Raw genomic sequence first — 16612 nt, 5'->3', positions numbered from 1 at the left:
CTTCATCCGTCGTCTGACAAGCCATGTCCTTCACTTTTGGAATGAGCTATGTCTACTACTAAACTGACCCGCCGCGAACAGCGCGAACACGCCCAACGCTTCATCGACACCCTGGAAGGCACCGCTTTCCCGAACTCGAAACGCATCTACATTTCCGGCTCGCAGGCCAATATCCGCGTCCCAATGCGTGAAATCCAGCTCAGCCCGACGCTTATCGGCGGCAGCAAAGATAACCCGCAGTACGAAGACAACGAAGCCGTACCGGTATACGACACCTCCGGTCCGTACGGCGACCCTGATGTTGCCATCAACGTGCAGCAGGGTCTGGCAAAGCTGCGCCAGCCCTGGATTGACGCGCGTAACGACTGCGAAGAGCTGAGCGTGCGCAGCTCGGCGTACACCAAAGAGCGCCTGGCCGACGACGGTCTGGACGAGCTGCGCTTTACCGGCCTGCTGACGCCAAAACGCGCCATAGCAGGCAAATGCGTAACCCAGCTGCACTACGCGCGCCAGGGCATCGTTACGCCGGAGATGGAGTTCATCGCCATTCGTGAAAACATGGGCCGCGAGCGTATCCGCAGCGAAGTGCTGCGCTACCAGCATCCGGGTGAAGGCTTCGGCGCTCGCCTGCCGGAGAACATCACGCCGGAGTTTGTGCGTGACGAAGTGGCCGCCGGGCGCGCCATTATCCCCGCCAACATCAACCACCCGGAATCCGAGCCGATGATTATTGGCCGCAACTTCCTGGTGAAGGTCAACGCGAACATCGGTAACTCGGCAGTGACCTCCTCCATCGAAGAAGAGGTGGAAAAGCTGGTCTGGTCCACGCGCTGGGGTGCGGACACGGTGATGGACCTCTCCACTGGCCGCTACATCCATGAAACCCGCGAGTGGATCCTGCGTAACAGCCCGGTGCCGATCGGTACCGTCCCGATTTATCAGGCGCTGGAGAAGGTCAACGGCATCGCCGAAAACCTCACCTGGGAGGCGTTCCGCGACACGCTGCTGGAGCAGGCCGAGCAGGGCGTGGACTACTTCACCATTCACGCGGGCGTGCTGTTGCGCTACGTGCCGATGACGGCGAAACGTCTGACCGGCATCGTCTCGCGCGGCGGCTCCATCATGGCGAAGTGGTGCCTGTCCCATCATCAGGAAAACTTCCTCTACGAGCACTTCCGCGAGATCTGCGAAATCTGTGCCGCGTACGATGTCTCTCTGTCGCTGGGCGACGGCCTGCGTCCGGGCTCTATTCGCGACGCGAATGACGAAGCGCAGTTTGCCGAGCTGCATACCCTGGGCGAGCTGACCAAAATCGCCTGGGAGTATGACGTGCAGGTAATGATTGAAGGCCCGGGACACGTGCCGATGCAGATGATCCGCCGCAACATGACCGAGGAGCTGGAGCACTGCCACGAAGCGCCGTTCTACACCCTGGGACCGTTGACCACCGATATTGCGCCGGGCTACGACCACTTCACCTCCGGGATTGGCGCGGCGATGATCGGCTGGTTCGGCTGCGCCATGCTCTGCTACGTCACGCCGAAAGAGCACCTCGGCCTGCCGAACAAAGAGGACGTGAAGCAGGGGCTGATTACCTACAAAATTGCTGCCCACGCGGCGGATCTGGCGAAAGGCCATCCGGGCGCGCAAATCCGCGACAACGCCATGTCCAAGGCGCGCTTTGAATTCCGCTGGGAAGACCAGTTCAACCTGGCGCTAGATCCGTTCACCGCCCGCGCCTATCACGACGAAACCCTGCCGCAGGAATCGGGCAAGGTGGCGCACTTCTGCTCCATGTGCGGGCCGAAGTTCTGCTCGATGAAAATCAGCCAGGAAGTGCGCGACTACGCCGCCGCGCAGACCATTGAAGTCGGCATGGCGGATATGTCAGAAACCTTCCGCGCCAGAGGCGGCGAGATCTACCTCAAAAAAGAGGAGGCGTAATGTACCAGCCTGATTTTCCTCCCGTCCCCTTCCGCTTGGGGCTCTATCCGGTGGTGGACAGCGTGGAGTGGATCGCACGCCTTCTGGAGGCTGGCGTGCGCACCCTCCAGCTGCGCATCAAGGATAAACGCGATGAAGAGGTAGAAGCCGATGTGGTTGCTGCCATCGCGCTGGGGCGTCGCTACAACGCCCGCCTGTTTATCAACGATTACTGGCGGCTGGCCATTAAGCACCGGGCGTACGGCGTACATCTGGGTCAGGAGGACCTGGAGACAACCGATTTGAACGCCATCCGCGAAGCTGGGCTACGCCTTGGCGTGTCAACACACGACGATATGGAGATCGACGTGGCGCTGGCGGCCCGCCCTTCTTACATCGCGCTGGGTCACGTCTTCCCGACGCAAACCAAGCAGATGCCGTCCGCGCCGCAGGGGCTGAAACAGTTGGCGAGCCACGTCGAACGCCTTGCCGATTACCCCACTGTCGCTATCGGCGGGATCAGCGTTGAACGCGCCCCGGCGGTGCTGGAGACCGGCGTCGGCAGTATCGCCGTCGTAAGCGCCATCACCCAGGCGGCGGACTGGCGTTCCGCCACCGAACAGCTTTTACAGCTGGCAGGAGCAGGCGATGAATGATCGCGACTTTATGCGCTACAGCCGTCAGATCCTGCTGGAGGATATCGCCATTGACGGGCAGCAAACGCTGCTCGCCAGCCGGGTGTTGATTGTCGGTCTGGGCGGGTTAGGCGCGCCTGCCGCGCTCTATCTGGCCGGTGCGGGCGTGGGCACGCTGGTACTGGCTGACGACGACGAGGTGCACCTCAGCAACCTGCAGCGGCAAATTCTCTTTACGACAGAGGATATTAACCAGCCAAAAGCGCAGATTACCCGGCAGCGGCTGAGCCAGCTTAACCCGGATATCGAACTGATTGCTCTGCAGGCGCGGCTCAGCGGTGAAAGCCTGCGCCGTGAAGTCGCCCTTGCCGACGCGGTACTGGACTGTACCGACAATATGGCGACGCGTCAGGCGATCAACGCGGCCTGCGTGGCAGAGAATACGCCGCTTATTACCGCCAGCGCGGTCGGTTTCGGCGGACAGATGATGGTCCTGACGCCGCCGTGGGCGCAGGGGTGCTATCGCTGCCTGTGGCCGGACGATGCCGAGCCAGAGCGCAACTGCCGCACGGCGGGTGTGCTTGGTCCGGTGGTGGGCGTGATGGGCACGCTGCAGGCGCTGGAGGCCATCAAGCTGCTCAGCGGCATGGAAACGGAGCGCAACACGCTGCGGCTGTTCGATGCCCGTTCCAGCGGCTGGCGCCATCTGGCGCTACACCGCGCCAGCCACTGCCCGGTATGCGGAGGCCGTGATGCGCATTCTGTTTAATGATGAGCCAATAAGCTGCGACGACGGCCTCACCGTTGCCGTACTGCTCGATAAATTACGTCAGCTCAAGCCGGGAACGGCGCTGGCGCTCAATCAACAGATCCTGCCGCGCGAGCAGTGGGAACGTCAGCAGGTCAATGAAGGCGACCAGATCCTGCTGTTTCAGGTTATCGCAGGGGGCTGAGATGTTACGTATTGCTGATAAAGTCTTTGATTCTCATCTGTTTACCGGAACAGGCAAATTTTCCTCGCCGCAACTGATGGTGGAAGCCATCCGTGAAAGCGGTAGCCAGCTGGTGACGCTGGCGATGAAGCGTGTGGACCTTCGCCAGCACAACGATGCCATTCTTGCCCCGTTACTGGAGGCAGGCGTTACGCTGTTGCCCAATACCTCGGGCGCGAAAACGGCCGAAGAGGCGATTTTCGCCGCACAGCTGGCGCGGGAAGCACTCGGCACCCGCTGGCTGAAGCTGGAAATTCACCCGGACGCCCGCTGGCTGCTGCCCGACCCGATCGAAACCCTGAAAGCCGCAGAAAAACTGGTGCAGCAGGGGTTTACCGTTCTGCCTTACTGCGGCGCCGATCCCGTGCTGTGTAAGCGTCTGGAAGAGGTCGGCTGTGCCGCCGTTATGCCGTTAGGGGCACCCATTGGCTCTAATCAGGGGCTGGAAACCCGCGCGATGCTGGAGATCATCATCGAGCAGGCTACCGTGCCGGTGGTGGTGGATGCGGGCATTGGCGTACCCAGCCATGCCGCACAGGCGCTGGAAATGGGCGCCGACGCGGTGCTGGTGAATACCGCTATTGCGGTTGCCGACGACCCGGTAATGATGGCGCGCGCGTTTCGTCTCGCGGTGGAGGCTGGCGTGCTGGCCAGAGAGTCCGGCCCCGGCTCGCGCAGTTTTCAGGCACAGGCCACCAGCCCGCTGACCGGTTTTCTGGAGGCGCTCTGATGACCAGCTTTACGGATCGCTGGCGCGAGCTTAACTGGGACGATATTGCCCTGCGCATCAACAGCAAAACGGCAGCTGACGTCGAGCGCGCGCTGAACGCCCGCCATCTGAGCCGTGAGGATTTAATGGCCCTGCTCTCTCCGGCGGCCAGCGCTTACCTTGAGCCGATGGCTCAACGTGCGCAGCGCCTCACCCGCCAGCGTTTTGGCAACACGGTAAGCTTCTACGTGCCGCTCTATCTTTCAAATCTGTGCGCCAACGACTGTACCTACTGTGGTTTCTCCATGAGCAACCGCATCAAGCGCAAAACGCTCGATGAAGGTGAAATTGCGCGCGAGTGTGCGGCCATTCGTGAAATGGGGTTCGAGCATCTTCTGCTGGTGACGGGCGAGCATCAGGGCAAAGTGGGGATGGACTATTTCCGCCAGCATCTGCCCGCGATACGTCGGGAGTTTGCGTCGTTGCAGATGGAGGTTCAGCCCCTGTCACAGGACGAGTATGCAGAGTTAAAAACGCTCGGGCTGGATGGCGTCATGGTCTATCAGGAAACCTACCACGAGGCGACGTACGCCCGGCATCACCTGAAGGGAAAGAAACAGGACTTCTTCTTCCGGCTGGAAACGCCGGACAGGCTGGGTCGCGCCGGGATCGACAAAATCGGTCTGGGTGCGCTAATCGGGCTTTCCGATAGCTGGCGGGTAGATTGCTACATGGTGGCGGAACATCTGCTGTGGTTGCAGCAACACTACTGGCAGAGCCGCTACTCCATTTCTTTCCCCCGGCTACGCCCCTGCGCAGGAGGCATTGAACCCGCTTCATTGATGGATGAACGCCAGCTGGTACAGACCATCTGCGCGTTTCGCCTGCTCGCCCCTGAAGTGGAATTATCGCTTTCAACACGTGAGTCCCCGGCGTTTCGCGATCGCGTCATCCCGCTGGCGATTAACAACGTCAGCGCGTTTTCCAAAACGCAGCCGGGCGGGTATGCAGACGACCATCCGGAGCTGGAGCAGTTTGCACCGCATGACGGACGACGTCCGGAAGCCGTTGCCGCCGCCCTGACGGCACAGGGTCTGCAGCCTGTCTGGAAAGACTGGGACAGCTGGCTGGGAAGAGCCTCGCAATGACGATGTAACGCACTGCAACACGGTAAAAAATTATCGAGGCGTTACGGAAAGGCAAAACCGGATGATTGTCAGCGATCGTCCGGTTTTTTATTGTCATCAGGTCAGCAACGGACGCTGACCAGGGCGAAAAGCTTCTTCCTCGTTTCGCCCTGCCTCCGATTCCATGCATAAGAGGGGCACAAAAGTATGAATAAGGTATTTCTTAGTGATTCTTAAGATAAATCATCTCGCCTGAAATCGTGTTCCGTATAATTCACCGCTAACCGCAGGACAGCGACTATGCTGAGAGGATATCGGCAGACGAAAAATATTCACCATCAGGATCGATGTACAACTCATGGCACTTCACAGCAAAAGGCTCTCTTTCACCCGGCCCATTATGCTCAGCTTCGCGGGGATCCTGTGCAGCTTTGCGTTGATCGCAGTGGTGGTGATGCTTTCGCAGAGAAAGGATTTTCTCGAGGACTATCATAAGATTAATAGTAATTTCACGCATAACCTGGCGGTGAACTACACCGAATCTATCCTGCGTGAAAACGACTATATCCTGGGCCGCTCCGCGATGTACTTTGCACGCGATGACAGGCTAAACGAGACGCTCAACGTCAACCCAACGCAAGGGCTGCAGATGATGATGCATTTGCAGAACCTGATGCCGACCGTGTCATCCATTTCGCTGGCAGACACCCAGGGACATTACCTGCGCGCGCCGGAAGTCTTTCCCACAAAAGAGAGTAAAACGTTCGATCCCCGGACGCGTCCGTGGTTTGTCGCTCAGGCAGAAGCCAGTATCTTCAGCCACTATACCCGCCCCTACATGGACTACTTCACCGGCCATCCGACGGTTACACTCTTTAAGCCATTGATTTCACCCGAAGGCCGTCTGAAAGGCACACTCGCTTTTCATCTCGACCTGACGTCGATGGGCTACACCCTGCGTCAGATGGTAGCGCCTGTTCAGGGCGAGTTCTTTGTCGTCGAACGTGACGGCGCCGTGGTGCTACATCCGGATACGGGCGCGCTATTCAAACAGTACGTGAGCGAAGCGCTGATGGACAAAATGACCAACGGCGAAGGCCACCTTTATGATCGGAAAAGCAACGCCTGGTATTACTACTACTCTTTTACCAATCCGGACTGGTTTGTTATCTACCGGGTCTCTGGCGCAACGCTCGCCGACATCACCCGCCACGAAACGACGATCGTTGGCTGGGGGTTTGCCCTGGCGGCCATCGTTATCATCCTCTTCGGCCTTTACCTGCGTCATGCCTCGCGTACCGTATTGATGACCATTATCAACGCGATCAAAACGGGCGATGTCAGCCAGGCACCGCGTCTGGAAGCGATGCTGAGCCACACCATCCAGTCCAATAAAGAGCGTGAAATGGCCTATGTTCGCCAGGCCACTCACGATGCGCTAACCGGCTGCAAAAACCGTCGCGCGTTCGATAGCGATGTGGAGGAATTATTAAGCGCCCACCAGCCCTTCGCAATGGCGTTGGTTGATATTGATAACTTCAAGTCGATTAACGACACGCTGGGTCACCTGACCGGTGATATTGTTCTGCGCAACGTGGCGCGCGAAGGGATCCAGATAATGCAGCCCCACCACGTCTCGGTCTATCGCTACGGTGGCGAAGAGTTCGCGGTGATTTTCCAGGCCGAGCAGATCGCTACCGCATTTTCATTGCTCGACGCATGGCGCACCGCCGTTGAAAGACGCGTCTGGCGGGAAGAAAATCTGCACGTCACGTTCAGTGCGGGTCTGGGTGAATGGCACTCCGAACCGCTGGAACAATTTGTAGGTAGTGTTGATAACGCGCTCTACGGTGCTAAAAAGCAGGGAAAAAACCGTATTGTTCGCACTGCCATCGGCTGACTTTCTCTCTTACTCGAAGAATTGTAACCGGTTTCAGAAAAATGCCGCTTTCTTTGTGATGCCTGACACACAATCGCGGTAAAGCGGTTGTTGAAGCTCTCTGTGCGGGATAATTATCAATAAACACATGTAGATCGAGGCTGATTATGAAGAACATCGTTTTATGCTGTGCAGCGGGAATGTCAACCAGCATGCTGGTTCAACGTATGAAAGACGCCGCGCAGAAAAAAGGGGTTGAAGTCACCATTAAAGCCGTTCCGGTTGCGGAGTTTAAAGACAACATCGCGACGGCCGACATCGTATTGCTGGGTCCACAGGTTAAATACGAGCAGGCAAAACTGCAGGCGCAGGCCGACCCGCTCGGCAAAAAGGTCGCGGTGATCGACATGATGGACTACGGCATGATGAAAGGTGATGCCGTACTGGAAAAAGCGCTCAAACTGCTGGAGTCATAATGGAAGACTTAGAAACAACGATCATGGAACTGCTGGTCAATGCTGGTGCGGCGCGCAGTGCGGCCCTGACGGCGCTCCAGATGGCGCGTAAAGGTGATTTTGACGAAGCTGAAAAAGCGATGGAAGAATCCCGCGAATATGTGAAGCATGCGCATACGATCCAGACGCAGCTTATCGGTCTTGACGAAGGGACTGGAAAACTCCCGGTAAACCTGATTACCGTTCACTCTCAGGACCACCTGATGAACGCGATGGTTATTCAGGATCTGGCGGGCGATATGATTGAACTTTATCGTCGGATCCCGCTAGTGAATTGAAGACATGCAGATATAAAAAAACCCGCCGAGGCGGGTTTTTTATTTACGGCATCAACGATTACTCGTTGTCGGAACCGCCCAGACCTGCGTTCAGCAGTTCTGCCAGGCTCGCGGATGCATCTTCAGCAGTAACCTGCGGTGCAGCTGGCAGTTCGCCCGCTGCGCGACGACGCATACGATCCTGGTGGTACGCATAACCGGTACCGGCCGGGATCAGACGACCCACGATGACGTTCTCTTTCAGACCGCGCAGTTCATCACGTTTACCTGCAACAGCGGCTTCGGTCAGGACACGCGTGGTTTCCTGGAACGATGCTGCAGAGATGAAGGACTCGGTTGCCAGAGACGCTTTGGTGATACCCAGCAGATCGCGTGCGAAGGTCGCACCGATTTTGCCATTCGCTTCCAGATCGCGGTTAGCGATCTTAACGCGTGAGTATTCAACCTGCTCGCCTTCCAGGAAGTCGGAGCTGCCCGCATTTTCGATGGTTGCTTTACGCAGCATCTGACGAACGATAACTTCGATGTGCTTATCGTTAATCTTAACGCCCTGCAGGCGGTATACGTCCTGTACTTCGTTAACAATGTAACGAGTAACAGCATGCACACCACGCAGACGCAGGATGTCGTGCGGTGCTTCTGGACCGTCGGAAACCACGTCACCACGTTCTACACGTTCACCTTCGAACACGTTGAGCTGACGCCACTTAGGAATCATCTCTTCGTACGGCTCGCTGCCATCTACTGGGGTGATAACCAGACGGCGCTTACCTTTGGTCTCTTTACCGAAGGAGATGATGCCGCTGATTTCAGCCAGGATTGCAGGCTCTTTCGGACGACGTGCTTCGAACAGGTCCGCAACGCGTGGCAGACCACCGGTGATGTCCTTGGTACCGCCGGATTCCTGAGGAATACGCGCCAGGGTGTCACCAGAGCTGATCTGTACGCCATCTTCCAGCTGTACAATCGCTTTACCCGGCAGGAAGTACTGCGCAGGCATATCGGTACCTGGGATCAGAACGTCGTTACCCTGAGCATCAACGATTTTCAGTGCAGGACGCAGATCTTTACCGCCGGTAGTACGTTCAGCAGAATCCAGAACCACCAGAGAAGACAGACCGGTCAGCTCGTCGGTCTGACGAGTAATGGTCTGGCCGTCAATCATGTCAGTAAAGCGGATGAAACCACTTACTTCGGTGATAACCGGCATGGTGTGTGGATCCCAGTTTGCAACGGTTTCACCGCCGGCAACCTGCTCGCCATCACCTTTCGCCATAACCGCACCGTAAGGCACTTTATAGCTCTCTTTGGTACGACCGAATTCGTCGATCAGCTTCAGCTCGGTGTTACGAGAGGTCACAACCAGCTTGCCTGCGGAGTTAACAACAGACTTCGCGTTGCTGAGCTTGATGCTACCTTTGTTTTTCACCTGAATGCTGGATTCAGCAGCCGCACGAGATGCCGCACCACCGATGTGGAACGTACGCATCGTCAGCTGTGTACCCGGCTCACCGATGGACTGTGCCGCGATAACGCCGATGGCTTCACCTTTGTTGATGATGTGGCCACGCGCCAGGTCACGACCGTAGCAGTGCGCGCACACACCAAAGTCGGTGTCACAGGATACAACGGAACGCACTTTCACGGAGTCAACAGAGTTCGCTTCCAGCAGATCACACCACTGTTCGTGCAGCAGCGTATTGCGTGGAACCAGAATGTCTGCGGTGCCCGGCTTCAGAATGTCTTCCGCGGTCACACGACCCAGAACGCGATCGCGCAGTGGCTCTTTAACATCACCACCCTCGATAACCGGGGTCATGGTGATACCTTCGAGGGTGCCACAATCGTCTTCGGTCACAACCAGATCCTGCGCAACGTCAACCAGACGACGCGTCAGATAACCGGAGTTCGCTGTTTTCAGTGCGGTATCCGCCAGACCTTTACGCGCACCGTGCGTGGAGATGAAGTACTGGAGTACGTTCAGACCTTCACGGAAGTTCGCGGTGATTGGCGTTTCGATGATGGAGCCATCTGGCTTCGCCATCAGACCACGCATACCTGCCAGCTGACGAATCTGTGCTGCAGAACCACGCGCACCGGAGTCGGCCATCATGTAGATGCTGTTGAAGGAAACCTGCTGCTCTTCGACGCCGTCACGGTTAATCACGGTTTCGGTCTGCAGGTTATCCATCATCGCTTTGGATACACGATCGTTCGCCGCTGCCCAGATATCGATAACTTTGTTGTAGCGTTCGCCCGCGGTAACCAGACCAGACTGGAACTGCTCCTGGATCTCAGCAACTTCGGCTTCCGCTTCAGAGATGATCTCGTGTTTCTTCTCTGGGATGACCATGTCATCAATACCAACAGATGCACCTGAACGCGCTGCATAAGCAAAGCCGGTATACATTGTCTGGTCAGCGAAGATAACGGTCGGCTTCAGACCCAGAATGCGGTAACAGGTGTTCAGCATTTTGGAGATAGCCTTCTTGCCCAGCGCCTGGTTGACGATGGAGAAAGGCAGACCTTTCGGTACGATCATCCACAGAATGGCACGGCCAACGGTCGTGTCTTTCAGGCTGGTTTTCGCAACGAATTCGCCGTTTGCATCTTTTTCGTATTCAGTGATACGCACTTTAACGCGCGCATGCAGAGAGGCCAGGCCAGCGCGATAAATACGCTCAGCTTCTTTCGGGCCAGTCAGCACCATGCCTTCGCCTTTGGCGTTAACACAGTCACGGGTCATGTAGTACAGACCCAATACAACGTCCTGAGAAGGAACGATGATTGGTTCGCCGTTCGCTGGAGACAGGATGTTGTTGGTAGACATCATCAGCGCACGCGCTTCGAGCTGGGCTTCCAGCGTCAGCGGTACGTGAACAGCCATCTGGTCACCATCGAAGTCGGCGTTATAGGCCGCACAAACCAGCGGGTGCAGCTGGATAGCTTTACCTTCGATCAGGACTGGCTCAAATGCCTGGATACCCAGACGGTGCAGTGTTGGTGCACGGTTCAGCAGTACCGGGTGTTCGCGGATAACTTCGTCCAGGATATCCCAAACGACAGCTTCTTCACGCTCAACCATTTTCTTAGCGGCTTTGATGGTGGTGGCCAGGCCACGCAGCTCCAGCTTGCCGTAGATGAATGGTTTGAACAGCTCCAGTGCCATTTTCTTCGGCAGACCGCACTGATGCAGACGCAGGTATGGACCTACGGTGATTACAGAACGACCGGAGTAGTCAACACGCTTACCGAGCAGGTTCTGACGGAAACGACCCTGTTTACCTTTGATCATGTCGGCCAAAGATTTCAGAGGACGTTTGTTAGAACCGGTAATCGCACGACCGCGACGACCGTTATCCAGCAGGGCATCTACCGCTTCCTGCAGCATACGTTTTTCGTTGCGTACGATGATGTCCGGCGCAGCCAGATCCAGGAGACGTTTCAGACGGTTGTTACGGTTGATCACGCGACGATACAGATCGTTCAGATCGGACGTTGCGAAACGACCACCATCCAGCGGAACCAGCGGACGCAGATCTGGCGGCAGAACCGGCAGAACGGTCAGGATCATCCACTCTGGCTTGTTACCAGACTGAACGAACGCTTCCAGCAGTTTGATACGCTTGGTCAGCTTTTTACGCTTGGTTTCGGAGTTGGTTTCGTTCAGCTCTTCACGCAGCTGCTCGCACTCCTGCTCCAGATCCATGCTCTTCAGCAGGGCCTGAATAGCTTCCGCACCCATCTTCGCGTCGAATTCGTCACCGAACTCTTCCAGCGCGTCCAGATACTGCTCTTCAGTCAGGATCTGGTGACGTTCCAGGTTCGTCATCCCGCCTTCGATAACCACATAAGATTCGAAGTACAGTACACGTTCGATATCACGCAGCGGCATATCCAGCAGCAGACCGATACGGGACGGCAGAGATTTCAGGAACCAGATGTGAGCAGTTGGAGACGCCAGCTCGATGTGGCCCATACGCTCACGGCGTACTTTGGTCTGGGTCACTTCAACGCCGCACTTCTCACAGATCACACCGCGGTGTTTCAGGCGCTTGTACTTACCGCACAGGCACTCGTAGTCTTTTACTGGCCCGAAAATACGCGCACAGAAAAGGCCGTCACGCTCAGGTTTGAACGTACGGTAGTTGATGGTTTCCGGCTTTTTAACTTCACCGAAAGACCATGAACGGATCATGTCTGGCGAAGCCAGAGCAATTTTGATCGCATCAAACTCTTCGGTTTTAGTCTGCGCTTTCAGAAACTTTAATAAATCTTTCACGGATTTGCTCCCGTCGGAGTTAGCACAATCCGGTGTCGGGGGTTAACCCGACACCAGTGACCTGTTTGAGCGAGAATTACTCGTCTTCCAGTTCGATGTTGATACCCAGCGAACGAATCTCTTTCAACAGTACGTTGAAGGATTCTGGCATGCCCGGTTCCATCTGATGGTTGCCGTCCACGATGTTCTTATACATCTTGGTACGACCGTTCACGTCATCAGACTTAACGGTGAGCATTTCCTGCAGGGTGTATGCTGCGCCGTATGCTTCCAGCGCCCACACTTCCATCTCCCCGAAGCGCTGACCACCGAACTGAGCCTTACCACCCAGCGGCTGCTGAGTAACCAGGCTGTAAGAACCGGTAGAACGAGCGTGCATCTTGTCGTCGACCAGGTGGTTCAGTTTCAGCATGTACATGTAACCTACGGTTACCGGACGCTCAAACTGTTCACCGGTACGGCCGTCAAACAGCGTAATCTGACCAGACGTTGGCAGACCACCCAGTTGCAGCAGCTCTTTGATTTCAGCTTCTTTTGCACCGTCGAATACCGGCGTTGCAATTGGCATCCCTTTGCGCAGGTTCTCTGCCAGACGCAGCACTTCTTCATCGCTGAAGGTGTTCAGGTCGACTTTCTGACGAACGTCGGTACCCAGATCGTAGGCACGCTGGATGAATTCGCGCAGTTTCGCGACTTCCTGCTGCTGTTTCAGCATGGCGTTGATCTTGTCGCCGATACCTTTCGCAGCCATACCCAGGTGGGTTTCCAGGATCTGACCGATGTTCATACGAGACGGTACGCCCAGTGGGTTCAGTACGATATCTACCGGCGTACCGTTAGCATCGTGCGGCATATCTTCGATCGGGTTGATCTTAGAAATAACACCCTTGTTACCGTGACGACCTGCCATCTTATCACCAGGCTGGATCTGACGTTTAACAGCCAGATACACCTTAACAATCTTCAGCACGCCTGGTGCCAGATCGTCGCCCTGAGTAATTTTGCGGCGTTTCGCTTCGAGTTTTTTCTCGAACTCGTGTTTCAGTTCGTCATACTGCTCAGCCAGCTGTTCCAGCTGATTTTGTTTCTCTTCGTCGGTCAGGCCGAGTTCCAGCCAGCGATCGCGTGGCAGTTTGTCGAGCTTCTCAGCTTCAACGCCACCGGCAACCAGCACCGCATAGATACGGCTGAACAGACCAGCTTCGAGGATCTGCAGTTCTTCAGACAGGTCTTTCTTAGCCTGTTTGAGCTGCATCTCTTCGATTTCCAGCGCACGCTTATCTTTCTCAACGCCGTCACGAGTGAAGACCTGAACGTCGATAACCGTACCGGAAACACCGTTTGGTACGCGCAGAGAAGAGTCTTTAACGTCAGACGCTTTCTCACCGAAGATTGCACGCAGCAGTTTCTCTTCTGGCGTCAGCTGAGTTTCACCTTTCGGTGTTACCTTACCAACCAGAATGTCGCCGCCGGTCACTTCCGCACCGATGTAAACGATACCGGATTCATCCAGTTTGGAGAGCGCAGCTTCACCCACGTTAGGGATGTCGGCAGTGATCTCTTCTGGCCCCAGCTTGGTGTCACGGGACACACAGGCAAGTTCCTGAATGTGGATGGTGGTGAAACGATCTTCCTGAACCACACGCTCGGAAACGAGGATGGAGTCTTCGAAGTTGTAACCGTTCCACGGCATGAACGCTACGCGCATGTTCTGACCGAGCGCCAGTTCACCGAGGTCGGTGGACGGACCGTCTGCCAGCACGTCGCCGCGCTCAACTGGCTCACCCAGAGAGACACAAGGCATCTGGTTGATACAGGTGTTCTGGTTAGAACGGGTGTATTTGGTCAGGTTGTAGATGTCGATACCCGCTTCGCCCGGATACATCTCGTCTTCGTTAACTTTGATAACGATACGGGATGCGTCAACGTACTGAACGGTACCGCCACGCTTAGCAACTGCAGTAACACCGGAGTCAACGGCAACAGCACGTTCCATACCGGTACCAACCAGCGGCTTATCAGCGCGCAGAGTTGGAACGGCCTGACGTTGCATGTTCGCACCCATCAATGCACGGTTGGCGTCATCGTGTTCCAGGAACGGGATCAGGGACGCACCGACGGATACCACCTGCTGGGTGGATACGTCCATGTAGTCAACCTGGTCGCGGCTGAACAAGCTGGATTCGCCTTTGCTACGGCAGGTAACCAGATCTTCTACAAAGTGGCCTTCGTCATCCAGGTTGGAGTTCGCCTGAGCAATAACGTAGTTGCCTTCTTCGATAGCAGACAGGTAGTGAATTTCGTCGGTAACAACACCGTCAGTCACTTTACGATACGGGGTCTCAAGGAAACCGTATTCGTTCGTCTGTGCGTACACGGACAAGGAGTTGATCAGACCGATGTTTGGACCTTCAGGCGTTTCGATTGGACATACGCGACCGTAGTGAGTCGGGTGTACGTCTCGAACTTCAAAGCCTGCGCGTTCACGGGTCAGACCGCCTGGGCCGAGTGCAGAGATACGACGTTTGTGCGTAATCTCAGACAGCGGGTTGTTCTGGTCCATGAACTGAGACAGCTGGCTGGAACCGAAGAACTCTTTCACTGCTGCAGAAATCGGCTTGGCGTTGATCATATCCTGAGGCATCAGGGTATCCAGATCGCCCAGTGACAGACGCTCTTTCACCGCACGCTCTACACGAACCAGGCCAACGCGGAACTGGTTTTCCGCCATTTCGCCTACGGAACGGATACGACGGTTGCCGAGGTGGTCGATATCGTCCACTTCGCCTTTGCCGTTACGGATATCGATGAGCTTCTTCATCACTTCAATGATGTCGTCTTTGCTCAGGATACCGGAACCTTCGATTTCGTCGCGCAGCAGAGAACGGTTGAACTTCATACGACCAACCGCGGACAGATCGTAGCGGTCTTCGGAGAAGAACAGGTTCTCGAACAGGCTTTCAGCCGCTTCGCGAGTTGGTGGCTCACCAGGACGCATCATGCGGTAGATTTCTACCAGCGCGCTCAGACGATCGTTGGTTGGGTCGACGCGTACAGTCTCAGAGATGTACGGACCGTGGTCCAGATCGTTGGTGAACAGCGTTTCGATACGTTTGTGGCCAGCCTGGCTCAGCTTAGCCAGCAGATCCAGGCTCAGCTCCATGTTAGCCGGGCAGATCAGCTCGCCAGTTGATTCATCAACGTAATCTTTCGCGGCTACTTTTCCTGCAATGTATTCAACCGGAACTTCGATGTGTTTGATATCATCTTTTTCCAGCTGACGGATGTGGCGCGCGGTGATACGGCGACCTTTTTCCACATACACTTTGCCGTCGGCTTCGATGTCGAACGACGCGGTCTCACCACGCAGACGTTCCGGCACCAGCTCCATCTGCAGCTTGTTGTCGCGGATTTCAAAGATCACTTTCTCAAAGAACAGGTCCAGGATCTGCTCAGTGGTATAGTTCAGTGCACGCAGAATGATGGTTGCAGGCAGTTTACGACGACGGTCGATACGGACAAACAGGTTGTCTTTCGGATCGAACTCGAAGTCCAGCCATGAACCACGGTAAGGAATGATGCGTGCGTTATACAGTACTTTACCGGAAGAGTGTGTTTTACCTTTATCGCTGTCGAAGAAGACGCCCGGGCTACGATGCAGCTGGGAAACGATAACACGCTCAGTACCGTTGATAACGAAAGTACCGTTGTCTGTCATGAGTGGAATCTCACCCATGTAGACTTCTTGTTCTTTAATGTCTTTTACGGTGCCTTCCGGCGCTTCGCGCTCGTAGATCACCAGACGCAGTTTTACGCGCAGCGGTGCGGAATAGGTCACGCCACGGATCTGACATTCCTGAACGTCAAACACCGGTTCGCCAAGGCGGTAGCTGACGTACTGCAGCTCGGAGTTACCGCTGTAGCTCTGAATCGGGAACACGGAACGGAAGGCTGCTTCCAGACCGTACTGCCCTTCAGGATCTTGCTCGATAAACTTCTGGAACGAGTCAAGCTGGATAGAAAGGAGATATGGAATGTCCAGAACTTGTGGACGTTTACCAAAATCCTTACGAATACGTTTTTTCTCGGTATAGGAGTAAACCATAGGGTTCCTCAGCTCGCTGACAAGTCGACCCATCTGTCCGACGAAGGGACAGTTTGTGCAACACCATTTTGTGGACCGGAAAATTGAATACTTTCCGCAATACCTGTTGCTATCACGCTTAAACCATTTCATTGCGATTTACACAGAGCGAGCACCCTGTCGCAGTA

Annotated in this window: 11 protein-coding genes; 9 read left to right on the top strand and 2 right to left on the bottom strand. The window is 55.7% G+C overall.

Annotated features, from left to right (window positions below):
* The first annotated feature begins 48 nt into the window (after positions 1-48).
* From thiC to MX657_RS01115, 9 genes are all read left to right on the top strand, one after another.
* Entirely contained in the window at positions 49-1944 is a 1896-nt protein-coding gene (gene thiC / locus MX657_RS01155; RefSeq protein ID WP_346807034.1) for a phosphomethylpyrimidine synthase ThiC, read from the top strand.
* Positions 1944-2579, top strand: coding sequence for a thiamine phosphate synthase (thiE, locus tag MX657_RS01150; RefSeq protein WP_217479235.1), 636 nt, complete (start codon positions 1944-1946; stop codon positions 2577-2579). The genes thiC and thiE overlap by 1 nt, the downstream gene beginning before the upstream one ends.
* Complete coding sequence (locus MX657_RS01145) at positions 2572-3327, top strand: HesA/MoeB/ThiF family protein (protein ID WP_346807032.1); 756 nt, start codon at positions 2572-2574, stop codon at positions 3325-3327. Before thiE ends, MX657_RS01145 begins: the two co-directional genes overlap by 8 nt.
* On the top strand, positions 3311-3511 hold the full coding sequence (gene thiS, locus MX657_RS01140) for a sulfur carrier protein ThiS (protein ID WP_119917240.1): 201 nt from the start codon (positions 3311-3313) through the stop codon (positions 3509-3511). The genes MX657_RS01145 and thiS overlap by 17 nt, the downstream gene beginning before the upstream one ends.
* Before the next feature lies 1 nt (position 3512).
* Positions 3513-4280, top strand: coding sequence for a thiazole synthase (thiG, locus tag MX657_RS01135; protein ID WP_346807031.1), 768 nt, complete (start codon positions 3513-3515; stop codon positions 4278-4280).
* On the top strand, positions 4280-5407 hold the full coding sequence (thiH, locus tag MX657_RS01130; protein ID WP_119917238.1) for a 2-iminoacetate synthase ThiH: 1128 nt from the start codon (positions 4280-4282) through the stop codon (positions 5405-5407). The genes thiG and thiH overlap by 1 nt, the downstream gene beginning before the upstream one ends.
* 337 nt (positions 5408-5744) lie before the next feature.
* Entirely contained in the window at positions 5745-7286 is a 1542-nt protein-coding gene (locus MX657_RS01125; protein ID WP_346807030.1) for a sensor domain-containing diguanylate cyclase, read from the top strand.
* 146 nt (positions 7287-7432) lie between these two features.
* Positions 7433-7741, top strand: coding sequence for a PTS sugar transporter subunit IIB (locus MX657_RS01120; RefSeq protein ID WP_010425948.1), 309 nt, complete (start codon positions 7433-7435; stop codon positions 7739-7741).
* Positions 7741-8058 carry a PTS lactose/cellobiose transporter subunit IIA gene (locus MX657_RS01115; RefSeq protein ID WP_003862327.1) on the top strand — a complete coding sequence of 106 codons (318 nt, stop codon included), beginning with the start codon at positions 7741-7743 and terminating at the stop codon, positions 8056-8058. Before MX657_RS01120 ends, MX657_RS01115 begins: the two co-directional genes overlap by 1 nt.
* 58 nt (positions 8059-8116) lie before the next feature.
* On the opposite strand, the gene rpoC is transcribed toward MX657_RS01115, so the two are convergent.
* Complete coding sequence (gene rpoC, locus MX657_RS01110) at positions 8117-12340, bottom strand: DNA-directed RNA polymerase subunit beta' (protein ID WP_080330432.1); 4224 nt, start codon at positions 12338-12340, stop codon at positions 8117-8119.
* Between the two features lie 76 nt (positions 12341-12416).
* Positions 12417-16445: a DNA-directed RNA polymerase subunit beta gene (rpoB, locus tag MX657_RS01105; protein ID WP_008503453.1), complete on the bottom strand. Its 4029-nt coding sequence runs from the start codon at positions 16443-16445 to the stop codon at positions 12417-12419.
* Positions 16446-16612: the final 167 nt, after the last annotated feature.

The organism is Enterobacter chuandaensis, assembly GCF_039718975.1.
Taxonomy (GTDB): Bacteria; Pseudomonadota; Gammaproteobacteria; order Enterobacterales; family Enterobacteriaceae; genus Enterobacter; species Enterobacter chuandaensis.
The sequence above is the reverse complement of the archived record's forward strand: the minus strand, read 5'-3'. Positions and strand labels throughout refer to the sequence as shown.